The 21,901-nt window shown below is 67.8% G+C and carries 25 protein-coding genes and 1 pseudogene; 18 read left to right on the top strand and 8 right to left on the bottom strand.

The genetic code is table 11. From position 1 onward, the window contains the following. The first annotated feature begins 1 nt into the window (after position 1). The 3 genes and pseudogenes from ACEN9N_RS10465 to eno form a co-directional block, all read left to right on the top strand. The gene (locus ACEN9N_RS10465) at positions 2-772 is read left to right on the top strand and encodes an SDR family NAD(P)-dependent oxidoreductase (RefSeq protein WP_413311722.1); all 771 of its coding nucleotides are present in this window, start codon (positions 2-4) and stop codon (positions 770-772) included. Positions 773-800: 28 nt separating this feature from the next. Then, complete coding sequence (pyk, locus tag ACEN9N_RS10460) at positions 801-2,216, top strand: pyruvate kinase (RefSeq protein ID WP_495656029.1); 1,416 nt, start codon at positions 801-803, stop codon at positions 2,214-2,216. 4 nt (positions 2,217-2,220) lie between these two features. Continuing rightward, a pseudogene (gene eno / locus ACEN9N_RS10455) lies at positions 2,221-2,370 on the top strand (phosphopyruvate hydratase); the annotation flags it as partial. A 1-nt stretch (position 2,371) separates the two neighbouring features. Here eno and ACEN9N_RS10450 read toward each other — a convergent pair. Beyond that, the gene (locus ACEN9N_RS10450; protein ID WP_413311726.1) at positions 2,372-3,286 is read right to left on the bottom strand and encodes a LysR family transcriptional regulator; all 915 of its coding nucleotides are present in this window, start codon (positions 3,284-3,286) and stop codon (positions 2,372-2,374) included. A 125-nt stretch (positions 3,287-3,411) separates the two neighbouring features. Between ACEN9N_RS10450 and ACEN9N_RS10445 the strand changes: the two genes are divergently transcribed. From ACEN9N_RS10445 to ACEN9N_RS10425, 5 genes are all read left to right on the top strand, one after another. Further along, on the top strand, positions 3,412-4,401 hold the full coding sequence (locus tag ACEN9N_RS10445) for a 2Fe-2S iron-sulfur cluster-binding protein (RefSeq protein WP_413311728.1): 990 nt from the start codon (positions 3,412-3,414) through the stop codon (positions 4,399-4,401). A 33-nt stretch (positions 4,402-4,434) separates the two neighbouring features. Beyond that, on the top strand, positions 4,435-5,691 hold the full coding sequence (locus ACEN9N_RS10440; RefSeq protein WP_413311730.1) for an aromatic ring-hydroxylating dioxygenase subunit alpha: 1,257 nt from the start codon (positions 4,435-4,437) through the stop codon (positions 5,689-5,691). Continuing rightward, entirely contained in the window at positions 5,688-6,170 is a 483-nt protein-coding gene (locus ACEN9N_RS10435) for an aromatic-ring-hydroxylating dioxygenase subunit beta (RefSeq protein ID WP_007832229.1), read from the top strand. The genes ACEN9N_RS10440 and ACEN9N_RS10435 overlap by 4 nt, the downstream gene beginning before the upstream one ends. An 8-nt stretch (positions 6,171-6,178) precedes the next feature. Next, positions 6,179-6,499 (top strand): non-heme iron oxygenase ferredoxin subunit, encoded by a 321-nt coding sequence (locus ACEN9N_RS10430; RefSeq protein WP_007832227.1) that lies wholly within the window; start codon positions 6,179-6,181, stop codon positions 6,497-6,499. An 86-nt stretch (positions 6,500-6,585) separates the two neighbouring features. Further along, the gene (locus ACEN9N_RS10425; protein WP_495656028.1) at positions 6,586-7,080 is read left to right on the top strand and encodes a RidA family protein; all 495 of its coding nucleotides are present in this window, start codon (positions 6,586-6,588) and stop codon (positions 7,078-7,080) included. Here ACEN9N_RS10425 and ACEN9N_RS10420 read toward each other — a convergent pair. Continuing rightward, positions 7,077-8,159 (bottom strand): DUF72 domain-containing protein, encoded by a 1,083-nt coding sequence (locus ACEN9N_RS10420; protein ID WP_495656027.1) that lies wholly within the window; start codon positions 8,157-8,159, stop codon positions 7,077-7,079. The genes ACEN9N_RS10425 and ACEN9N_RS10420 overlap by 4 nt on opposite strands. A 62-nt stretch (positions 8,160-8,221) precedes the next feature. Between ACEN9N_RS10420 and ACEN9N_RS10415 the strand changes: the two genes are divergently transcribed. The 8 genes from ACEN9N_RS10415 to ACEN9N_RS10380 all read left to right on the top strand — a co-directional run bounded on the left by ACEN9N_RS10415 (position 8,222) and on the right by ACEN9N_RS10380 (position 14,647). After that, positions 8,222-9,700, top strand: a complete 1,479-nt coding sequence (locus ACEN9N_RS10415) for a sensor histidine kinase (RefSeq protein ID WP_495656026.1) — start codon at positions 8,222-8,224, stop codon at positions 9,698-9,700. Beyond that, positions 9,697-10,335, top strand: a complete 639-nt coding sequence (locus ACEN9N_RS10410; RefSeq protein WP_007832222.1) for a response regulator transcription factor — start codon at positions 9,697-9,699, stop codon at positions 10,333-10,335. Before ACEN9N_RS10415 ends, ACEN9N_RS10410 begins: the two co-directional genes overlap by 4 nt. Before the next feature lie 118 nt (positions 10,336-10,453). After that, complete coding sequence (locus tag ACEN9N_RS10405; protein ID WP_007832221.1) at positions 10,454-10,963, top strand: GlcG/HbpS family heme-binding protein; 510 nt, start codon at positions 10,454-10,456, stop codon at positions 10,961-10,963. Further along, on the top strand, positions 10,963-11,661 hold the full coding sequence (locus tag ACEN9N_RS10400; RefSeq protein ID WP_495656025.1) for an ankyrin repeat domain-containing protein: 699 nt from the start codon (positions 10,963-10,965) through the stop codon (positions 11,659-11,661). Before ACEN9N_RS10405 ends, ACEN9N_RS10400 begins: the two co-directional genes overlap by 1 nt. A 45-nt stretch (positions 11,662-11,706) precedes the next feature. Continuing rightward, positions 11,707-12,351 (top strand): FMN-binding negative transcriptional regulator, encoded by a 645-nt coding sequence (locus ACEN9N_RS10395; RefSeq protein WP_495656024.1) that lies wholly within the window; start codon positions 11,707-11,709, stop codon positions 12,349-12,351. A gap of 1 nt (position 12,352) precedes the next feature. Next, positions 12,353-12,574, top strand: coding sequence for a hypothetical protein (locus tag ACEN9N_RS10390; protein ID WP_413311741.1), 222 nt, complete (start codon positions 12,353-12,355; stop codon positions 12,572-12,574). After that, entirely contained in the window at positions 12,564-13,682 is a 1,119-nt protein-coding gene (gene tadA, locus ACEN9N_RS10385) for a tRNA adenosine(34) deaminase TadA (protein ID WP_495656023.1), read from the top strand. The genes ACEN9N_RS10390 and tadA overlap by 11 nt, the downstream gene beginning before the upstream one ends. Next, positions 13,679-14,647 (top strand): LD-carboxypeptidase, encoded by a 969-nt coding sequence (locus ACEN9N_RS10380; protein WP_495656022.1) that lies wholly within the window; start codon positions 13,679-13,681, stop codon positions 14,645-14,647. The genes tadA and ACEN9N_RS10380 overlap by 4 nt, the downstream gene beginning before the upstream one ends. 59 nt (positions 14,648-14,706) lie before the next feature. Here ACEN9N_RS10380 and ACEN9N_RS10375 read toward each other — a convergent pair whose 3' ends face one another. Further along, positions 14,707-15,042, bottom strand: a complete 336-nt coding sequence (locus ACEN9N_RS10375; RefSeq protein WP_007832215.1) for a hypothetical protein — start codon at positions 15,040-15,042, stop codon at positions 14,707-14,709. Positions 15,043-15,381: 339 nt separating this feature from the next. On the opposite strand from ACEN9N_RS10375, the gene ACEN9N_RS10370 reads away from it, so the two are divergent. Both ACEN9N_RS10370 and ACEN9N_RS10365 read left to right on the top strand, forming a co-directional pair. Then, complete coding sequence (locus ACEN9N_RS10370; RefSeq protein ID WP_007832214.1) at positions 15,382-16,329, top strand: adenylate/guanylate cyclase domain-containing protein; 948 nt, start codon at positions 15,382-15,384, stop codon at positions 16,327-16,329. A gap of 255 nt (positions 16,330-16,584) precedes the next feature. Beyond that, complete coding sequence (locus ACEN9N_RS10365) at positions 16,585-16,959, top strand: hypothetical protein (RefSeq protein ID WP_413311746.1); 375 nt, start codon at positions 16,585-16,587, stop codon at positions 16,957-16,959. A 22-nt stretch (positions 16,960-16,981) separates the two neighbouring features. Here ACEN9N_RS10365 and ACEN9N_RS10360 read toward each other — a convergent pair whose 3' ends face one another. From ACEN9N_RS10360 to ACEN9N_RS10340, 5 genes are read right to left on the bottom strand one after another with little or no spacing between them, the layout of a single operon-like run. After that, the gene (locus tag ACEN9N_RS10360; RefSeq protein WP_495656021.1) at positions 16,982-18,490 is read right to left on the bottom strand and encodes a mannitol dehydrogenase family protein; all 1,509 of its coding nucleotides are present in this window, start codon (positions 18,488-18,490) and stop codon (positions 16,982-16,984) included. A gap of 14 nt (positions 18,491-18,504) precedes the next feature. Next, a complete protein-coding gene (gene manD / locus ACEN9N_RS10355) occupies positions 18,505-19,716 on the bottom strand; it encodes a D-mannonate dehydratase ManD (protein WP_495656020.1) in 1,212 nt (403 codons plus the stop codon). 27 nt (positions 19,717-19,743) lie between these two features. Next, positions 19,744-20,535 carry an amino acid ABC transporter ATP-binding protein gene (locus tag ACEN9N_RS10350; RefSeq protein ID WP_082572215.1) on the bottom strand — a complete coding sequence of 264 codons (792 nt, stop codon included), beginning with the start codon at positions 20,533-20,535 and terminating at the stop codon, positions 19,744-19,746. After that, positions 20,532-21,191 (bottom strand): amino acid ABC transporter permease, encoded by a 660-nt coding sequence (locus tag ACEN9N_RS10345; protein ID WP_413311751.1) that lies wholly within the window; start codon positions 21,189-21,191, stop codon positions 20,532-20,534. The genes ACEN9N_RS10350 and ACEN9N_RS10345 overlap by 4 nt, the downstream gene beginning before the upstream one ends. A gap of 13 nt (positions 21,192-21,204) precedes the next feature. Then, the gene (locus tag ACEN9N_RS10340; RefSeq protein WP_495656019.1) at positions 21,205-21,870 is read right to left on the bottom strand and encodes an amino acid ABC transporter permease; all 666 of its coding nucleotides are present in this window, start codon (positions 21,868-21,870) and stop codon (positions 21,205-21,207) included. Between the last annotated feature and the right edge of the window lie 31 nt (positions 21,871-21,901).

The raw sequence follows: 21,901 nt of genomic DNA, 5'->3' as shown, positions 1-21,901 counted from the left end.
CATGACTACCAATTCCGAATCACGCGTCGCGCTCGTCACCGGCGGCGCCAAGGGCATCGGCGCGGAGGTGTGCGCCCGCCTGGCGGCCCTCGGCCACCACGTCCTCGTGGCCGACCTCGATGTCGATGCGGCGACGGCGACGGCGCGCGAACTCAGCGCTGCCGGCGGCCGGGCCAGTGCGCTGCGGCTGGACGTCGGCAAGCCCGAGGCCATCGCCACTGCGTTCGAGCAGGTCGAGCGCGAGCACGGGCGCTGCGACATCCTCGTCAACTCTGCCGGCATCGCGAAGGTCTTCCCCTTCATCGACTTCCCGCTCGACAACTTCGTCGCGACGATGAACGTCAACGTGACCGGCACGCTGCTGTGCGCGCAGGCGGCGGCACGTCTGATGGTGAAGCAGGGCTGGGGCCGTATTGTCAACATCGCCTCTGTCGCTGGTATGCGCGCCGTGGGCAGCGGGCGCACGGCCTACGGCACGTCCAAGGGTGCCGTCATCGCGCTGACGCGGCAGATGGCCGTGGAACTGGCCGAGCACGGCATCACCGCCAATGCGGTGGCACCGGGTCCCGTCGACACGCCAATGACGCAGGTGCTGCATACCGCGCAGTTCCGGGCCGAGTACTCGAAGGCGATCCCGATGAACCGGTACGGCACCTGCGGCGAAATCGCTTCGGCCGTGGTGTACCTGGTGTCGGAAGACGCGCGCTACGTGACGGGCATCGCGATGCCAGTCGATGGCGGCTTCCTCGCGTCGGGCGCACGCGGCTTGTGAGTGGTCTGGTAACACCTCCGAGGACACCATGCGCCGCCTTCGCCACGCCAAGATCGTCGCCACGCTCGGCCCCGCGAGCTCCGACCTCGCCACCATCCGCGCCCTGTTCGACGCCGGCGCTGACGTCTTCCGCCTGAACTTCAGCCACGGTACCCACGCCCAGCACCAGGAACGGCTGGAACTCATCCGCCGCGTCGAGCTCGAGACCGGCCGGCCGCTCGGCGTGCTGCTCGACCTGCAAGGGCCGAAGCTGCGCGTCGGCACCTTCGCCGCCGGTCCGATCCGCCTGGGGGCGGGCGCCGCGTTCCGCCTCGACCTCGATCCCGCGCCGGGCGATGAGCGGCGCGTGAGCTTGCCGCATCCGGAGATCTTCGCCGCGCTGAAACCGGACACCGACCTGCTGATCGACGACGGCAAGATCCGCCTGCGCGTCGAGGCCTGCGGAACCGACTTCGCGGCCACGCGCGTCATCGCCGGTGGCGCCCTGTCGGAACGCAAGGGGGTCAACGTGCCCGACGTGCTGCTCCCGATCTCGGCGTTGACTGATAAGGACCGGCGCGATCTCGACTTCGGGTTGACGCTCGGCGTCGACTGGGTCGCGCTGTCGTTCGTGCAGCGCCCGGAGGACATGCAGGAACTGCGCGAGATCGTGCAGGGCCGCGCGGGCGTGATGGCCAAGCTCGAGAAGCCCGCCGCGATCGAGTCGCTGGCCGCCGTCGTCGCGCTGTGCGACGCCGTGATGGTTGCGCGCGGCGACCTCGGCGTGGAACTGCCGGCGGAGCAGGTGCCGCGCATCCAGAAACGCATCGTGCGCGAATGCCGGCGCGCCGGCAAGCCGGTGATTGTCGCCACGCAGATGCTCGAATCGATGACCCAGTCGCCCGTGCCAACGCGTGCTGAGGCGTCGGACGTGGCCACTGCCGTCTACGACGGCGCAGACGCGGTGATGCTGTCGGCCGAATCGGCCTCCGGCCACTACCCGATCGAGGCGGTGGCGACGATGGACCGCATCATCACGGAGGTCGAGCGCGACCCGCACTACCGCGACGTGCTCGATGCCTCGCTGGACGCCCGCGACCCGACGGTCGCCGACGCCATTTGCGCGTCATTGCGGCAGGTGGCGGCATTGCTGCCGGTGGTAGCGATGGTGACCTACACGCGCTCGGGCTGGACCAGCCTGCGGGCGGCGCGCGAGCGACCGAAGGCGCCGGTGCTGAGCCTTACGCCGAATCGCGACATCGCGCGCCGCCTGGCGCTCGCCTGGGGCGTGCACACCGTCCACCTGAACGGCGACGTGAAGAACGTCGACGAGATGGTCTCGACAGGACGCAGCACGACGCAGGCCGAAGGCTACGGACGCGCGGGCGACGCGATCGTCATCGCGGCCGGCATGCCCTTCGGCAAGGCGGGAACCACCAACCTGCTTCACGTCGCACAACTCTAGGCAAGAGACGCTGGCAGCCATCGCCTTGGCCGAACATTCGGGCTACTCAGCGGTGGTGTCGCACCGTTCGGGCGAGACGGAGGACGTGACCATCGCCGACCTGGCGGTAGCCACGAGCGCGACGCAAATCAAGCGCGCGAAAACAGAGGCCTCATCTAGTCACCATCGGCGAAGTTGTCGAACAACAGCCCGCGCAGCCACTGGTTGCCCGGATCGCGATGCGCCTTCGCGTGCCAGAACAGGTTGATCGCGATTTGCGGCAGCGCCACCGGATGTGGGCGCCAGACCAGTCCGAACGGCTCGGCGATGCTCTGTGCGAGTCGTTCGGGCACGGTCGCGATCATCTTGCTCGATCGCAGGATGTGGCCGATGGCCACGAAGTGCGGCACCTTGAGCCGGATGCGCCGCTGGATGCCCTGTGCCGCCATCACGTCGTCTGCCTTGCCGTGGCCGGTGCCGGCAGCCAGCACCTGCACGTGGTCGGCCGCGCTGAAGTCCTTGAGCGAAACGCTGCGCTTGTGCGCGAGCGGATGCGCGTTCGAGAACAGGCACACGTACCGCTGCAGGAACAGCCGGCGCTGGAACACGCCCGCTTTCAGCTGCGGCAGCAGGCCGATGGCGATGTCGACGTGGCCGGCCTCCAACTCGTCGCGCAGGTTGGTCGCGGTGTTGTTGCGCAGCGTGCTGATCGTCACGCCCGGCGCCGCCACCGACAGCGCCTCCATCAGCCTCGGCGTGAAGTAGATCTCGCCGATGTCTGTCATGGCGAGCGTGAATCCGCGCGTGCTCGTGGCGGGGTCGAACACCACCTGCTGGTTGAGCGCCGTGTGCAGCGCGCCCATGGCGTAGGCCACCGGCTCGGCCAACTGCAGCGCGAAGGGCGTGGGCTCCATGCCGCGCGCGGTGCGCAGGAACAGTTCGTCGCCCAGCAGCTTGCGCAGCCGCGCCAAGGCATTGCTGATGGCCGGCTGCGAAAGCCCGAGTGATTCAGCCACGGCCGACACGCGCTTTTCGGCCAGCATGCGGTCGAACACCAGCAGCAGGTTGAGGTCGATGTCCTTGAGTTGCATGGCGCACCTTTATTCAGCACAGTGATGCAGATGATTCACCAAATTCTATTGGTCAATCGACAGGGGCCAAGCATCATCGGTCCCGGAGACAAGCCGGATCCACACCGGCGCAAGAGAACCCCACGATGGACCTTCACATTCACCCCCTTGCCCGCACCCTCGAGGTTCGCCCCGGCGCGAACCTGCTCGAAGTGCTGCGGGAACACCATGTGCCGGTGTCGTACAGCTGCATGTCGGGACGCTGCGGCACCTGCCGCTGCAAAGTAGTGTCGGGCCAGCTGCTTGACGGCGGCCAGGACGCGATCCGACCGGACGGGCAGGGCGAGCGCTACGTGCTGGCCTGCCAGAGCACGCTGACCGAAAGCTGCGCCATCGAGATTCCGGAGCCCGACGAAGTGGTGGTGCATCCGGCGCGCATCCTGAAGGCGACGGTCACCGGCATCGACGTGCTCACGCACGACATCCGCCGCCTGCGCCTCAAGCCGAACAAGCCGCTGGAGTTTTCCCCGGGGCAGTATGCGCAGCTGCAGTTCGCGCCTGATCTGGCGCGGCCGTATTCCATGGCCGGACTGAGCCGCGACGCCGAGCTTGAATTCCACGTGCGCAGGGTGCCCGGCGGGCGGGTCACGGCGCACATCTTCGAGCAGCTGCGCGTTGGCGATTCGGTGCGCGTGAGCGGGCCGCTGGGTACCGCCTACCTGCGCACCAAACACCGCGGGCCCATGCTCTGCGCGGCGGGCGGCACGGGGCTGGCGCCCATCCTCTCGATCGTGCGCGGCGCCGTAGCGACCGGGCTGACACAGCCTGTCCACCTCTACCTGGGCGTGCGCTCCGATGCCGACGTCTACGGCCTGGGCGAGCTGCGCGAACTGCAGGCGCAGCATCCGGGGCTGAATGTGCACGTGGTGGTCGTCACCGGCCCCGCGAGGAACAACCAGCGCGTGGGCCTCATCACCGATGCCATCCGCGCCGACTGGCCGGGCAACCTCGATGGCTGGCGCGCCTACCTGTGCGGCTCGCCGCCGATGGTCGAGGCCGTGACCCAGCTGGTGCGTGGCCGCGGCCTCGCGACCGAGCAGATCCACGCCGATGCCTTCTACCTGCAAGGCATCTGAAGCAAGAAACCACGAGAAAAAAGGAGACCCGCGATGACCACGCAAACCGTGTTCCCTATCGAATTGAAATGGGAAAGCGAAAAGAGCAGTCGCATTCCCTTCATGGCCTATACCGACGAGGCGCTGCACAAGAAGGAGCTGCAGCGCTTCTTCTACGAAAAGCACTGGTGCTACGTCGGTCTGGAAGCCGAGATTCCGAACCCCGGCGATTTCAAGCGCACTGCCATCGGCGAGCGTTCGGTCGTCATGTCGCGCGACGAAGAGGGCGTGATCCACGTCTTCGAGAACGTCTGCGCGCATCGCGGCATGCAGTTCTGCCGCGAGCGCCATGGCAACCGCAAGGAGTTCGTCTGCCCCTACCACCAGTGGAACTACACGCTCAAGGGCGACCTGCAGGGCGTGCCATTCCGCCGCGGCGTGAAGCAGGACGGCAAGGTCAACGGCGGCATGCCGGCCGACTTCAAGACCGAGGAGCACGGCCTGACCAGGCTCAAGGTGGCCTCGCGCGGCGGCGTGGTGTTCGCATCGTTCGACCACGGCATCGAGTCGCTCGAGGACTTTCTCGGGCCCGACATCCTGCATTACTTCGACCGCCTGTTCGACGGCCGCAAGCTCACCATCCTCGGCTACAGCCGCCAGCGCATTCCAGGCAACTGGAAGCTGATGCAGGAGAACATCAAGGACCCGTACCACCCGGGCCTGCTGCACACCTGGTTCGTGACCTTCGGGCTCTGGCGCGCCGACAACAGGTCGGAACTGAAGATGGACGCGCACGGCCGCCACGCCGCGATGATCTCCACGCGCGGCACCGGCGGCAAGGCGGCCCAGGTCACGCAGGTGTCGAGCTTCAAGGAGAGCATGCAGCTGAAGGACCCGCGCTTTCTCGACATCGTGCCCGAGCCCTGGTGGGGCGGGCCGACCGCGGTGATGATGACGCTGTTCCCCAGCCTGATCCTCCAGCAGCAGGTCAACAGCGTCTCGACCCGGCACATCCAGCCCGTGGGACACGAGGCCTTCGATTTCGTCTGGACGCATTTCGGCTTCGAGGACGACACAGAGGAGATGACGCAACGGCGACTGCGCCAGGCCAACCTGTTCGGCCCCGCGGGTTTCGTCTCGGCCGATGACGGCGAAGTCATCGAGTTCTCGCAGGAAGGCTTCGAGCAGAAGCCCTTCCATCGCACGCTGGCCGAACTCGGCGGGCGCGAGGTGGAGAACACCGACCACATGGTGACGGAGACACTGATTCGCGGCATGTACCGCTACTGGCGCGAGGTGATGGAAGCATGAAGAACCTCGACGCCAACGCCTACCTGGAGCTCTCGCGCCTCTATGCGGCCTATGCCCATGCGGTCGATTCCGGTCACTGGGACCTGTGGCCCGCGTTCTTCACGGAGCAATGCAGCTACCGCCTTCAGCCGCGTGAAAACCACGAGCGCAATCTGCCCCTGGCCACGCTCTCGTTCGAGAGCCGGGGCATGCTGGAAGACCGGGTCTACGGCATCAAGGAGACGCTGTTCCACGATCCGTACTACCAGCGCCACGTCGTTGGCCTGCCACTGGTGCACAAGGTCGACGAAGACGGCACGATCCACAGCGAGGCCAACTACGCGGTGTTCCGCACCAAGCTCGACGGGCCTTCGACGGTGTTCAACGTCGGCCGCTACATCGACACCGTGGTGCCCACACCTGAAGGCCTGAAGTTCGCGTCGCGCCTGTGCGTGTTCGACAGCGAAATGATCCCGAACTCCATCATCTATCCCATCTGAAAGCGACCATGAGCACCATGACCTGGGTCGACGCCGCGGCCGTCGACGACATTCCCTCCGACGACGTGGTGGGCATCGAGGTGCAGGGGCGCGACATCGCCCTCTACGGCACCGAGGACGGCATTCACGCCACGGACAACATCTGCACGCACGGCCATGCGCGGCTGTGCGATGGTTTTCTCGAGGGCCACGAAATCGAATGCCCGCTGCACCAGGGGCGCTTCGACGTGCGCACGGGCAAGGCGATGTGCGCGCCGCTCACCGAAGACCTGCGCAGCTATCCGGTGAAGATCGAGGGCGGGCGGGTGTTTCTCGCGTTCGAGGGCTGATCTGTTCTGCCGCTGATCTGCAGTCTCTGTATCTGTTGCGCGGTGAGAGGGCTGGCGACAATGAACCTCCCTTTCACGGAAGCGCCATGACAGCAGAAAAGACCCGGGACCAGATCGCCGACCAGATTGCCGCGGAGCTGGGCCACAGCTTCGACGGCGAGATCATTGCCGGCGGCCACTACGTGCCGCTCGTGCGCGACGGCCGCACGGTCTACCTCAGCGGCCAGGTGCCGCGCGTGGGCACCACGGTGGTGGTCACCGGCCGCGTCGGCGACACAGTGTCGCTCGACAAGGCCCGCGAAGGCGCGCAGATCTGCACGCTGCGCAGCCTGGCGCTGCTGCGCAGGGCCTTCGGTTCGCTCGATGCCATCGAGAAGGTCTTGCGCGTGGGCGTGTTCGTGCAATGCACGGCCGACTTCACGCAGCAGAGCGAAGTGGCCGATGCCGCTTCCGACCTCTTGCACCGTGTGTTCGGCGAGGCCGGCGTGCACGTGCGCACGGCGGTCGGCGTGTATGCACTGCCGAAGAATGCGACGGTCGAAGTCGAGATGACGGTCGCCGCCAAGCAGTACATCGGCTAGCGCGACGGCAGGCCGATGAGGTCGCGTGCCAGTTGGGCGATGGTCAGCGGCGCGCAGCCTTCTGCGTTGTTGCTCACGGTGACGAAAGCGTTCTGGCCCGCGCGCGTGGTTCCCGCGATCACCTTGGCCAGCGCCGCGCGCGTCTCGGGATCGGGATCGACGATCTTGTCGAAGGGGCCGTAGAGCTTTTCTGCGTCCTCGTAGCCGAAGCGGCCATGGCGGCGGTGCAGGTTCCAGCGGCACACCAGCGGACCGGGCCACAGCGCACGCAGCATCGGCAACTGCTCCTCGATGGGGGGCATCTTGGCGTGCAGGCCCATGCAGAAGGTGGCACGCACGCTGCGCAGCATCTCGGCGAAGGCGGGGTTCAGCAGCTGCGGGTCGCGCACTTCGACGGCGATCACCGCATCGGGCGCGACCGATGCGAGGTCGGACAGCGAGTCGAGCATCTCGGCGATGCGCGCCAGCAGCGTGGGCTGGTCGGCCAGCAGGTGGCCGGGAATCGGGCTCAGCTGGAACACCAGCGCGCCGATGCGATGGCCCAGCCCTTCGAGCGCGGGCAGCACGAACTCCTGCCGCGCGATCTCGGCGCTGAGGAACACGGGGTTGGCCTGCATGCCGCGGCCGCTTTCGTCGCGCACGGTGGCGTCGGTCACGAGGCTCGGCGCCTTCACCACGAAGCGGAAGTCGTCCGGCACCATTGCCGCGTAGCGTGCGTACTGGCTGGCGGTGAGGGCGCGGTAGAAATTGCGGTCCAGGCTCACGGTGCGAAACAGCGGGTGCTTCGCCAGCGCGGAGAGGCCGTTCTTCGACAGCACGGTCTCGGCATATTCGCCATCCCAAACCAGGTTGGCCCAGCCCGGATAGCTCCACGACGAGGTGCCGAGCCGCAGCTTGGGCGGCAGCGCAGCGGCCAGCTCGACCAGTGCCGGATCGGTGGGGGCGGGCTCGACCGTGCCGGTGCGCGATTTCTTCTTCGCGGGCGGTTCGGCTTCCGCCTTGGCGGGCGCCGGCGCGGCCGCTGACGCCTCTTCAGGGCGCGGAAGATCGGGAAAAAGAGAGTCCTGTACGTCAGCCATGTCTGGGCCCGCATTCTCGGCCAACCCCGGACAGGCTCGCCGCGCCGGGCACAATCCGCGCCATGAAACAGTGGTTGCGCACGCAGGGTGGTTGGTGGCTGGCATGGCTGGTGCTCACCGCCGCTGGCGCGGTGTGGCTCGCGCGCGCCGAACTGGCGCAGGTGCACCAGGACTTCGAGACCGATGTGCGCATCGCGCACCGGCTCATGAGCCAGCAGATGGTGCAGTACGACGCCGTGCTGGCCACGCTCGCGCTGCTGGAGCCCAGCACCGGCGCGGACCATCCGGAGCAGCGCCTGCCTTCGGTGTATTCGTCCATCCTGCGCGTGCAGCGGCGCGACCGCGACGAGCCCTGGGCAGACGGCGCGCAGGCCGGCGCACTGGCCGCGGCCGAGGCGCGTTCGCGTAGCCTGCAGCGCCCCGAACTGGCCGCGCTCGACCTGGCTCATGGCCGCTATGTGCTCGTCATCGGCGCCACGCCGTTCAGCTACGCACTCGACGTCGACCTGGCCGGCTCCGTGCCGTGGCGCGACTGGCCGATGAACCCGCAGCGCAGCCCCGTGAGGGTGAGCCTGCAGCGCGACGGGCAGCAACTCGTGCTGCAACCCGGTGCACCGGCCACGAACGGATGGCGCTTCGGGCTGACCAAGGCGCTGGCCTCGCCGAGCCAACCCTTCGAGCTCGTGGCCGAGCGGCAGGTGGGATGGGGCGAGTTGCCGTGGCGCGGCATCGCTGGCTGGGCCGTGGCCGCGGCTGCGCTGCTGGTGGGCCTGTGGGCCGCGCAGCGCCAGCGCGTGGCGCGGCGGCGGGCCGAAGAGCTGCTGCGGCTTGGGCAGGTCGCGCGGCTCAATGCGCTGGGCGAACTGTCTGCCGGGCTGGCGCACGAACTCAACCAGCCCCTCACGGCGGTGCTGGCCAACGCGCAGGCCGCGCGCCGTTTGCTCGACGACGAGCCACCGGACCTGGCCACGGCGCGCGACGCGATGGGGCAGGCCGTCGAGCAGGCGCGCCGCGCGGCCAGCGTGGTGGGACGCCTGCGCCGCGTCATCGAGCGTCCAGAGGCCGCGGGCGACGCGAAGCCGCTGGTGCTGCAGGAGGTGGTGCGCAGCGCCATGCACCTGCTGGCGCCGGAGTTCGCGAAGCACACGATCAACGCGCAGTTCGACGCCACCGCGCAGGCGCCGGTGCGCGTGCAGGCCGAGGCCGTGGCCCTCGAGCAGATCGTGCACAACCTGCTGATGAACGCGCTTCAGGCGCTCGAGCTCGTGCCGGCGGCCGAGCGGCGCCTCGTCGTCTCGGTCGGCCGCAATGGGCAGGAGGGCGTGCTGACCGTGACCGACAACGGACGCGGCATCGCCCCCGAGGCCCTGCCGCGCCTCTTCGAGCCCTTTTTCAGCACGCGCGAAGGCGGACTGGGCCTCGGCCTGAGCCTCAGCGAAACCCTGGCCAGCGGCATGGGCGGCAGCCTGAGCGCAGCCAACGCCTCGCCGCGCGGCGCGCGCTTCACTCTTTTGCTGCCGCTGGTCGCACCGTCCCCATGAACACGCCGAGCATCCATCCACCGCAATCTCCGCTGGTCCACCTGATCGACGACGACCAGGCGGTGCGCGACAGCCTGTCGCTGCTGATCGGTACGGTCGGCCTGCGCGTTCAGGCCTGGGCCGACCCGCAGGCCTTTATCGACGGGTTCGACCGCGCGAGTGTCGGCGCCATCGTGCTCGACGTGCGCATGCCCGGTATCAGTGGCCTGACGGTGCTCGACCGTCTGGTGGCGCAGGGCGTCGACCAGCCCGTGATCATGCTGACCGGCCACGGCACGGTCGAGATGTGCCGCCGCGCCTTCAAGGCCGGCGCGGCCGAGTTTCTCGAAAAGCCGGTGGACGACGAGCAATTGCTCGAAGCGCTGCAGCAGGCCGTGCGGCAGCACGTGCGCTCGCGCGAACGCTCGCAGGCGGACAACGCCGCGCGCGAGCGGGTGGCTCAGCTGTCGGAGCGCGAGCGCGAGGTGCTCGCCTTCATCGTGCAGGGGCTGACCAACAAGGAGATCGCGCGCACGCTCGCGCTGTCGCCGCGCACGGTCGAGACGCACCGCGCCAACCTGTTCGCCAAGCTCGGCTGCGATTCGCTCGCGCAATTGATCCGGCGCTACGCCGTGCTGGTGGACAGCGCTCCGTAGAACTACGGAGCACCGCGCGTAGCCGTACGAATGGCCGTTGCGCGCCGGGTTTTCTACAGTGGCGCAGCCGTCGGCAACAGCCGGCGCAACCACCCGCATCCACTGGAGAAAACGAACAATGCATTCCATCCTTCGCCTCGGCGGCCTCGCCGTCCTGCTTGCCGCTTCCGCGGTCCAGGCCCAGACGCCCGCACCCGCGGCTTCGGCCGTGCGCACCGAAAAGAACATCTCGCTCGCGCTGGCCAACCAGATCGCGGCCGAAGCCGTGGCCGCCTGCGCGGCCAACGGCTACAACGTGGCGGCCACCGTGGTCGACCGCGCCGGCACCGTGCGTGCCGTGCAGCGCGCCGACAACGCTGGCCCGCACACGCTGGCTTCGAGCGAGCGCAAGGCCTGGACCTCGGCCTCGGCCAAGAGCCCGACGCAGGCCATGATGGAAGGCGCGCAGAAGAACGCAGGTGCGGCCAATCTGGTCTACCTGCCGGGCTTCCTGCTGCTGGGCGGCGGCGTGCCGGTCAAGTCGGGCAATGAAGTGATCGGCGCGGTCGGTGTGGGCGGCGCACCCGGCGGCCATCTCGACGACCAGTGCGCCAACGCGGCGCTGGAAAAGGTCAAGGGCCTGCTCTGATGAAGGCGCGCGGCATCTGGCCGGGTGTGCTGGCGATCGCGCTCGGGTTGGGCGTGCCGATCAGAGCGCTCGCCCAGGTGCCGCCGCTGGCAGCGGAGGTGCTGGCCTACGAGGGACTGCACCAGGCTGCATGGCATGGCGACCTGCAGAAGCTGAAGGCGCTGGCCGCCGCGGGCGCCAACCTCGATGCGCGCGACACGCGCGGCCGCACGCCGCTGCATGTTGCCACGCATGCGCGGCAGCGCGAGGCGATCAAGCTGCTGGCCAAGGCCGGCGCCAACCTTGACCTGCTCGACGACGACCGCTACGACGCCGTCACCATCGCGTCGGTGGCCGATGACACGCCGACGCTTTCCCTGCTGCTGTCGCTCGGCGCCAAGGCCGGGCAGACCACGAGCCGCTACGACGGCACCGCGCTGATCGCGGCCGCGCACCTCGGGCACGACGAGGTGGTGCGGCGGCTGATCGCGGCGGGTGCGCCGCTCGACCACGTCAACAACCTGCACTGGACGGCCGTGATCGAATCCATCGTGCTCGGCGACGGCGGCCCGCGCCATCAGCGCACGCTGGCCGCGCTGATCGATGCCGGCGCCAGCCTCAAGCTGACCGACCGCCAGGGCAACACGCCGCTGCAGCTGGCCAAGGCGCGCGGCTACACCGCGATGGTGAAACTGCTGGAGGCGCCGCGTACAAGATAGGGGCGGCTCGGGGACAATCGGGCCTCGCCACGAGGAAAAACGCCCATGTACATGCCCCCGCAGTTCAATGCCAAGGACCCGGCCATCGCGCTGGAGCTGATGCGCTCGCACCCGTTCGCGAGCCTGATCTCGAACGACGACGACGGGTTGCCGTACGTCACGCACCTGCCGCTCGTGGCCGAGCCGCGCGGAGGCGACGAACTGGTGCTGCTGGGGCATTGCGCCAAGCCCAATCCGCACTGGCGCTACCTGCAGGCGCGACCCAAGGCGGTCGTCATCTTCCTCGGTCCGCATTCGTACCTGTCACCTTCGGTGTACCCTGACCTGGCCCGCGTGCCGACCTGGAACTACCTGGCCGTGCACTGCACCGTCGAGGCCCGGCTGATCGAGGAGTCCGCGGACAAGGACGCGCTGCTCAAGAAACTCATCGGCGACCACGAGCCCGCCTATGCGCAGCAGTGGCGCGACCTGGGCGAGGAATTCCAGCTCAAGATGCTGGCCGGCATCACGGGCTTCGAGTTGCGCGTGACGGCGCTGCAATGCAAGGTCAAGCTCAACCAGCACCGCCGCGAGTCGCATGCCGCGATGCACGCGGTCTACAGCGCGGGCACGCCGGACGAGCAGGCGCTTGCCGTGTGGATGGGCCGGCTCGGCATGACGGCCGATGCGCCCGTGGCGCAGGAACGCTGAGATGCGCGGACTCGGACTCATCGGCCTCGTGCTGGCACTCGTGATCGCCGGGCTGGTTGCGAAGAAGCAGATGACGAGCATGGCTTCTTCTTCGCGGCCGGCCGTGCCCGGCGTTGCTGCACCAGCAGGCGAAGCGCCTGTGAATGCGCAACAGGTGCAGCGGCAGGTCAAGGAAGCGCTCGACGCGGCGACCAAGGCGCGCCAGATGCCGGATGACAACTGAGGCCAATCCCGCACCGATGCCGGGCGACGTGCACTGGATGGCGCTCGCGCTCGCCGAGGCGCAGCTTGCCGCCGAGGCTGGCGAAGTGCCCGTCGGCGCTGTGCTGGTCAAGGACGGCCAGCTGATCGCGACAGGCCGCAACACGCCGGTCGCACAGCACGATCCGAGCGCGCATGCCGAGATCAACGCGTTGCGCGCCGGTGCCGCAGCGCTCGGCAACTACCGGCTCGATGGCTGCGAGCTGTTCGTCACGCTGGAACCGTGCGCGATGTGCTCGGGGGCGATGCTGCATTCGCGGCTGGCGCGCGTCGTGTACGGCGCGACCGATCCCAAGACCGGTGCAGCCGGTTCGGTGCTCGATCTCTTCGCCGAACCTCGGCTGAACCATCGCACGCTGGTGCAGGGCGGGGTGCTGGCGCAGGAGTGCGCCGCGGTGCTGCAGGCCTTCTTCCAGCAGCGCCGGAGCGCCGCGCGCGCGCAGGCCGAACCCTTGCGCGACGACGCGCTGCGCACGCCGCAGGAACGCTTCGACGCGCTGGCCGGCTACGCCTTCGCGCCGCACTACGTGCAGGACCTGCCGAGCCAGCAGGGCTGGCGCATGCACTACGTCGATGAAGGCGGTGAAGGCGGTGAAGGCGAAGCAGCCTGCTGCCTGTGCCTGCACGGCCCGGGCGAATGGGGCTACTTCTTCCGGCAGCTCGTGGGCCTGCCCGGGCTGCGCACGCTCGTGCCCGACCTGATCGGTTTCGGCAAGAGCGACAAGCCCAAGCGCGAAGCGCCGCATCGCCTTGAATGGCACCGCGACGTGCTGCTCGAATGGCTGGATCGCATGCAGCCCGGCGCGATGGTGCTTGCGCACAGCGCGGCCGCGACCGACCTGGCCGCGCTGCTGCAGGCCGCGGCGCCCGGCCGTTTCGCGGCGATGCTGCTCGTGCCCGACGGCGGCGAGCAAATCGGGGGCGCATGGCGCGCACCTTTCCCCGATCGGGGCTACGAAGCCGCGCTGCGCGCGCTCGGCCCCATCGCCACGTCCTCGGGACCTGCGCCGGCGCAAGCTCGAACGTTCGTGCTGCAGGCGCGAAACGCAATGGGATACTCGAACACGTGAGCAAACACATCTATATCTATTCCCCCGCCAGCGCGGTCCGCGACAAGGCCGCGTTCCGGCGCGGCGTCAAGCGGCTCCAGGCGCTGGGCCATGAAGTCGAAATCGACGAGGCGGCACTCTCGGCGTACCAACGCTTCGCGGGCGACGACGCCACGCGGCTCGCCGCGATTTCGCGCGCCGCAGCAAGCGGTGCCGACGTCGCGCTCATCGCGCGCGGCGGCTACGGCCTCACGCGCATCCTGGATGCCATTCCCTACAAGGCCGTGGCCAAGGCGATCGGCAAGGGCACCGAGTTCGTCGGCTGCAGCGACTTCACCGCGCTGCAGAGCGCGCTGCTGGCCAAGACCGGCGCCGTGAGCTGGTCGGGCCCTGCGCTCGGCGAAGACTTCGGCGCCGAGGCCGGTCCTGACGACATCATGGAAGCCTGCTTCGACGACCTCGTGAGCGGGCAGGGCGAAGGCACCGGCTGGCGCATGCCGGCGCGCGATGCCGACCTGAAGTTCAAGCCGGTGCAGGACGCGGTGCTGTGGGGTGGCAACCTCTGCGTGCTGGCCAGCCTGCTCGGCACGCCGTACTTTCCCGCGGTCGACAAGGGAGTGCTCTTCATCGAGGACACCAACGAGCATCCGTACCGCATCGAACGCATGCTCGACCAGTTGAAGATGGCCGGCGTGCTGGCGCGCCAGCGTGCCATCGTGTTCGGGCAGTTCACGGGTATCCGCAAGGTGCCGGGCTACGACCGCGGCTTTGGCCTGGACACGGTGATCGACCGGCTGCGCGCTTCGCTCAAGGTGCCGGTGCTGGCGGGCCTGCCGTTCGGCCACGTGCCCACGAAGGTGCTGCTGCCGGTGGGCGCGAAGGTGTCGATGGCGGCGCAAGGGCGCGACGTCTTCCTCGTCTGGGGCCACTTGCACGCGTCGGCGCACGGGCACCACCACGAACATGATCATCAACACGCCCATTGACCACGGGCAGGGAGAAGAAATCGAAAAAAGAAAAACGGCCCCGAAGGGCCGCCGCAGCTTCAGCTGTTGTTGCTGGTAAAGCGCTGGTGCGCACGAGGCCCCATCGAGCCCGGCAATCCGCCCTTGAACATGCTGTTGATGGCTTTCATCTGGCGGCGGGCGGCGGTTTCGCCATCGATGGCGCTCAGCGCCATCATCACGTCCTGTCGCAGGTACCAGAGTGCCTCGACGTCGGCCGCGAAGCGCACGCGTTGGCTGACGCGCTGCACCGAGTGGCCGCCATGGCCCTGGAGCACCGACAGCATCGCAGTGCGAATGCGCCCCAGCTGGCTCTCCGTCGCCTGGCGGGATCCGGAGCCGGGTACGTTCAGCAGGCGAAGGAGGCGGAGAAGCATGGACGGGATGCGTGTGGGAAGCCAGGACGGCCGCTACCTTAAGCCTCAGTCAGGAGTTCCACAAGATCTGAAACGATGTTTCTTGTTTGTAAACAACACCCTTGGCTTAGTGTTTTTCGCCGTCGTTGTGTTTTGTTTTCAAAAGTACTACAAGCGGCCAAAAGACCCTTGGTATGTCTGCTCCGTGCCCAACGGGGTATACCCAGTGGTCAACACGAAGAGAGCGCACGCCGTTTCTTTTTGTGCGCGATGGATATAGCCAGGAGAGCTGTTTGCGGAGGAAGGTAGAGAGCCTGAACGTTCACAACCTGCGATAGAAAAATCGAGAATCACAACAATATGGGTGTCAATTCCACAGTCGTATTCGCGGACTTGACGGGGAGTACGAGAGTCTTCGAGGCCATGGGGAATGCGCGGGCCACGGAAACCGTGACGCGGCTGACGCAATGGATCGGCGGCGTGTGCCAGGCGCATGGCGGCCGAGTGGTGAAGTCGCTCGGAGACGGCGTGTTCGCCATCTTCTCCAGTGGTGCAGCCGCCACGCACGCTGTCGTCGAGCTGCAGCGCTATCACCAGAAGCGGCTGCTCGCGTGGCCTGTGCCGTTGCGCATGGCGCTGCAGATCGGCGTGGCCAGCGGCGAGGTGGTCGAGGTCGAGGGCGACTGCTACGGCGACGCCGTCAACCTGGCCTCGCGCCTGAGCGACCTGGCCGGTCCCGGCCAGATCTGGGTGACTGACGCGGTCATCTCGCAATTGCGCGAAGGCACGGTGCAACACCGCGACCTGGGCCTCATCAACATCCGCGGCCGCAGCGAGATGTCCGTGGTGCACCGTATCGATTGGCAGGAGGAGGTGACGAGCTTCCTCACCGTGCCTGCGGCGCTCGCTCCGCTGCGGATGCCGGACTCCACGTTCGGCCAGATCGAACTGGCCTGGCTCGACGTTCGTTCGATGTTCCGTACCGAAGAACTCCCGATCCATCTCGGGCGCGTCAATGACGCCCAGTTCGTGGTCAACGATCCCCGCGTCTCGCGGCTGCATGCGCGCATCGAGTTGCGACAGGGCAGCTGTGTGCTGATCGACGTCAGCACCTATGGCACCTGGGTGCGCTTCCATGGCAACGGCGGACCGAGCACCGAGATCGCCCTGCGGCGCGAGGAATGCGTGCTGCACGGGCGCGGAGAGATCGGGCTGGGCGCGCCGCTCAGCGATGTCAGCGCGCCGACCATCGCCTTCAACACCAACAGCGGCGACGTGATGCTGTCGCGCCGGGAGATCGCGCGTTGACGCTGCGCGGCCGCTGCCTCAGGGCTTGATGAAGCATGGCATGCCCACTGGCATGCCAATTTTGTTTTGGGAAGTGACCAAAAAGTCACGCAAGTACACATTTGTGCGGCGAAGGCGCTGGTTTTTGGATGCCCGCCAGCAGTTTTTCGCAGGGCATGCTGCTTGCCTTGTATCGCTCGACCGGCGCTGAAACGCCGTAGGAGCGAGGAACATGGTGGAACAGTTCGAGGCCGGCTGCGCGAGCCGGGTCGTGGCATGAACGCAATGAGCAGCATGGGTGCCATCGGTGGCCTCAACGGCATGGAAGGCGGAGCCAGCGTGAATTTCAGCGCGGAACATCCCGCGAAGGAGCGCACTGCGGCGAGCAGCAAGGGGATGACGCATGTGCGTCCCTTCACCCGCGTCGAGGCCGCCATTGCGGCGGTGGAATCGCTGGACCGCGAACTGAAGAAATTCGAACTCGCTGTGGCCGACAGCCTGCAGGACTACCTGGGCGTGCAGATGGCGCAGATCACCGACTGCGCGCTGGCACGCGGCTGGGAGCCGGTCAGCTTCATGCAGAAGGACGGATTCCGCGTTTATCGCTACGAGGCCATGCCCGCCTACAAGGGGCGCCGCAAGAAGCGTTGAGGCGCCGCCGCAGAGCCGGACGTCAGCCGCTGGCCGTCGTGTCGAAGACGGCCAGGGAACCAAGCACGCCGCGCGTCTCGAGCACGGCCAGTTGGCGCGCCACTGCCGCGACGAAGCGCGGTTCACCGCCGAGCTCGCCGAAGACTGGCGCGAACCCCGCGAAGAAGGCAACGCGCTCCTGCACCGACGGTGCCGCGTCGGCTTGCACGAGCCGGTGGGCCAGTGCTTCGGCGAGAGGGTCTTGTATGTCGTGCGTGGCACCGGTCTCGTCCACGCCGCGCAGGTAGTGAATCCATGCGGCGATGGCGAGCGCGAGCCGGTCGATGGGCTGTCCGGCAGCGAGCCGGTCGCGCACGGTGCCGAGCAGGCGCTGCGGCAGCTTCTGCGAGCCGTCCATTGCGATCTGCTTCGTCTGGTGCTGTAGCGCGGGATTCGAGAAGCGCTGCAGCAGCCGCGCGCGATAGCTGTCCAGGTCGAGGCCCTGCATGGCCGGCAGCGTGGGGGCGATCTCTTCGCGCATCAACGCATCGATGAAGTTGCGCAAGGCCGGCTCCGCCATCGCGCGGTCCACCGTGCGAAAGCCCGCCATCGTACCCAGGTAGGCGAGCGCCGAATGGCTGCCGTTGACCATGCGCAGCTTCAGCCGCTCGAAGGGTTCCGCATGCTCGACGAAGCGCGCGCCTCCCGCGGCCCAGCCGGGGCGCCCGTTGGCGAAGCGGTCTTCCACCACCCATTCGAGAAAGGGCTCGCCGATCACCGGCCATGCATCTTCGGCGCCGAGGCGCGCGGAGATGCGTTCGCGATCGGCGTCGGTGGTGCGCGGCACGATGCGATCGACCATCGAATTGGGGAAGGTGCAGTGCGCCCCGATCCAGCCGTGCAATGCGCCGTCGACCTGCTGCGCAAAGGCCAGCACGATGCCGCGCAGCGTGTCGCCGTTCGCGGGCAGGTTGTCGCAGGACAGCAGCGTCACGGGCGGCAGCCCGCGCTGGCGGCGCAGGTTCAGCGCGTGCACGACGAAGCCGGGCATCGTGCGCGGCGCTTGCGGGTGCGCGAGGTCGTGCACGATGCCGGCGTCGTCCAGCCGCAGCGCGCCGGTGGCCGGGTCGTGGTGGTAGCCCTTCTCGGTGATCGTCAGGGTGACGATGCGCGTGTCCGGATGGGCGAGGCGTTCGAGCACGGCCAGCGGGTCTTCCGGCGCCACGAGCACGTCGAGCAGGTTGCCCACCACCTGCAGCGCCTCGCGCGGGCTGCCGTCGTCGGCCGCATCGCGCAGTGCCAGCGTGTAGAGGCCGCCTTGCGGCTGCAGCGCATCGCGCGTATCGGCCGCGCGCAGCGACACGCCCACCGTGCCCCAGCGCAGGTCGCCGCTGGCATGCAGCGCGGCCTCGTTGACGACCGCAAGGTGCGCGCGATGGAAGGCGCCCACGCCGAGGTGGACGATGCCGGCCTGCAGCGCATCGCGCACATAGCGCGGTTTTGCCACGTCGGCGGGCAGCGAGGGCAGGGTGCCGGGATGCAGACGTGCCATGGCGCTTTCCCCGTTCACCAGTTCCACAGCGTGCCGTCGTGCTGAAGCCGGTTCACCGGCAGGTAGGCGCGCTGGTACGGGTACTTGGCGGCGAGCTTCTCGTCGATGCCCACGCCATGGCCCGGTGCCTCGCCTGGATGCAGCATGCCGTTGGCGAAGCTGTAGGCATGAGGGAACACTGCATCGGTTTCATCGGTGTGGCGCATGTATTCCTGGATGCCGAAGTTGGGCACCCACATGTCGAAGTGCAGCGCCGCGCCCATGCAAGCCGGCGACAGGTCGGTCGCGCCATGGCAGCCGGTGCGCACCTGGTAGAGCGAAGCCAGGTCGGCGATGCGGCGCAGCTGGGTGATGCCGCCCGCGTGGACCACCGTGGTGCGGATGAAGTCGATCAGCTGGTTTTCGATCAGGTCCTTGCAGTCCCAGATGCTGTTGAAGATCTCACCCACGGCCAGCGGCGTGGTCGTGTGCTGGCGGATGAGCCTGAAGGCTTCCTGGTTCTCGGCCGGCGTGGCGTCTTCCATCCAGAACAGGTTGAAGGGTTCGAGCGACTTGCCCAGCCGCCCGGCCTCGATGGGCGTCAGGCGATGGTGCACGTCGTGCAGCAGGTGGATGTCGGGGCCCACGGCGCTACGCACTGCGTCGAAGAGCTTCGGCGTGTGCTCCAGGTACTTGGCGGTCGACCAGTCGTGCTCGCTGGGCAGGTCAGCGTCGGCCGGCTCGTAGAACATGGTGCCGCGGCCCACGCCGTACACCTTTTCCAGGCCCGGCACGCCGCTCTGCGCGCGGATGGCCAGGTAGCCTTCGTCCCTGTAGCGAAGCACCTCGTCCACCGTCTGTTCGATGTCGCGGCCGTTGGCGTGGCCGTACACCATCACGCCGGTGCGGCTCTTGCCGCCGAGCAGCTGGTACAGCGGCATGTTCGCGGCCTTGGCCTTGATGTCCCACAGCGCGGTGTCGACCGCGGCGATGGCGGTCATGGTGACCGGGCCGCGGCGCCAGTAGGCGCCCTTGTAGAGGTATTGCCAGATGTCCTCGATCTGCTGCGCGTCGCGCCCGATCAGGCAGGGAATGACGTGCTCGGTGAGGTAGGCCGCCACGGCCAGCTCGCGTCCGTTGAGCGTGGCATCGCCGATGCCGGTGAGGCCCTCGTCGGTTTCGATCTTGAGGGTGACGAAGTTGCGCCCGGGGCTGCAGACGATGACGCGCGCGTTGGTGATTTTCATGATGCGTGGCTTCAGGGGGTGAGTGGTTCAGCCGTTCCAGCCGAGGTGACCGAGGAAGTCGCGGGTGCGCTCCACCGTCGGGTTGTCGAAGATCTGCGTGGGCGGGCCCTGTTCGATGATGGCGCCGGCTTCGAACACCACCACCCAGTCGGCCACGCGCCGCGCGAAGCCCATCTCGTGCGTCACCACGATCATGGTCATGCCTTCCTGCGCGAGCTTCTGCATCACGCTCAGCACTTCGCCGACGGTCTCGGGGTCGAGCGCCGAGGTGGGCTCGTCGAACAGCATCACCTCGGGCTCCATCGCCAGCGCGCGGGCAATGGCCACGCGCTGCTGCTGGCCGCCCGAGAGGTTGGCCGGGAAGTTGCCGGCCTTGTTCGCCAGGCCCACCTTTTCCAGCAGCACCATCGCGCGGGCGCGGGCCTTGTCCTCGGGCATGCCCAGCACTGTGACCGGGCCCATCGCCACGTTGTCGAGCGCCGACTTGTGCGGGAACAGCTCGAAGCTCTGGAACACCATGCCCATGCGCTGGCGCACCTTGCGCACCTGCGACTCCTGCGAGGGCAGCGCCACGCCGTCGACCAGCACGCGCCCGCCGTCGATGGTCTCCAGCGCGTTGGTGCAGCGAAGCAGCGTGGACTTGCCCGAGCCCGAGGGACCGATCAGGCACATCACCTCGCCCTTGTGCACCTGCAGCGACACGCCGCGCAGCGCCACGAAGTCGCCGTACAGCTTGCGGACGTTCTCGTACACCAGCACGGGCGGCTGGTCGGCGTTCTTGCGCGCCGGGGAAAGAGCGGTTGGGGTGGTTGCGTTCATTCCTTGACTCCGTATTTGCGGTGGATCCAGTCCACCAGCTTGGCTTGCGGGTAGCCCATGAGCCAGTAGATGACGGCCATGGCGGTGAGCATCTCCAGTACGCGGAAGGTCTGCGCACGAATCTGCATCGAGGTGTAGGCCAGCTCGCTGACGGCGATGACCGAGACCAGCGAGGTGTCCTTGAACAGCGAGATCCAGGTGCTCGCGATCACCGGCAGGATGCGGCGCGCGGCCTGCGGGATCACCACCTTGAACATCGCCTGGCGGCGCGACATGCCCATGGCGAGCGCGGCCTCCATCTGCCCCTTGCGGATCGAGTTGATGCCTGCGCGGAAGGTCTCGGCGTTGTAGGCCGCGACGTTCAGCACCAGCGCCACGAGCGCGGTGGTGATGGCCGAGAACTGCACGTCGAAGGCCATGGGCATCACGTAGAAGGCCCAGTAGATGACGAGGATCAGTGGCAGGTTGCGGAAGAACTCCACGAAGCCGAGCGAAACCGACTGCAGCAGCTTGTTGGGCGACAGGCGCATCAGCGCGAGCACGATGCCGCCGGGCACTGCCAGCAGCATCGTGAGCACGGTCAGGCCCACGGTGAGGGCGGCGCCTTCGAGCAGCGCGGCGCGGTGCGTCCAGATCACGGACCAATCGAATGTCATGGCTGTGTCTTTCCTACGAGCGGCCAAGGTGCGCGAAGCGGCGATAGAGCCGGTCCACGCCCCGCGTGACGGGAAACAGGATGCAGAAGTACGCCACCATCACCGCGGTGAACACCTCCACCGGCCGGTAGCTCTGGCCGGCCACGGTTTCGGCGCGGTGCATCAGCTCGGGCACCGCGATCACGGTGGCGATGGCCGTGTCCTTGATCGCGATGGTGAGGATCGAACCGAAGGCCGGCAGCATCCGCACGATGGCCTGCGGCAGCAGCACCTTGCGCAAAATCTGCGCGCCCGACATGCCCAGCGCCAGTGCGGCGCGCGTCTGGCCCGGCCGGATCGACTCGATGCCTGCGCGGATCACCTCCGCCGCGTAGGCCGCGATGTGCAGCGTGAGCGCGACCAGCGCCGCCCAGAAGGGCGGGAAGGTCACGTTCGCGATGATCGGAAATGCGAAGTAGATCCAGATCAGCACCACCAGCACCGGAATGGCGCGCATCGAGTCGATGTAGAAGACCAGCAGCGGCCGCAGCCAGCGCGGGCCGTACAGGCGCAACAGCGCAATCACGAGCCCGGCCAGCAGGCTCGTGGCCGCGCTGACGATGCTCAGCAGCACGGTCATGCCCAGGCCGCTGGCGAAGAAGCGCCAGTTGTCCGCGATCGGCGAGAAATCGAAGTTCATGGGAAGAATCCCCGTGAGGTGATGAAGGGAA

It is taken from the genome of Variovorax sp. Varisp46 (genome assembly GCF_059491885.1).
The sequence above is the reverse complement of the archived record's forward strand: the minus strand, read 5'-3'. Positions and strand labels throughout refer to the sequence as shown.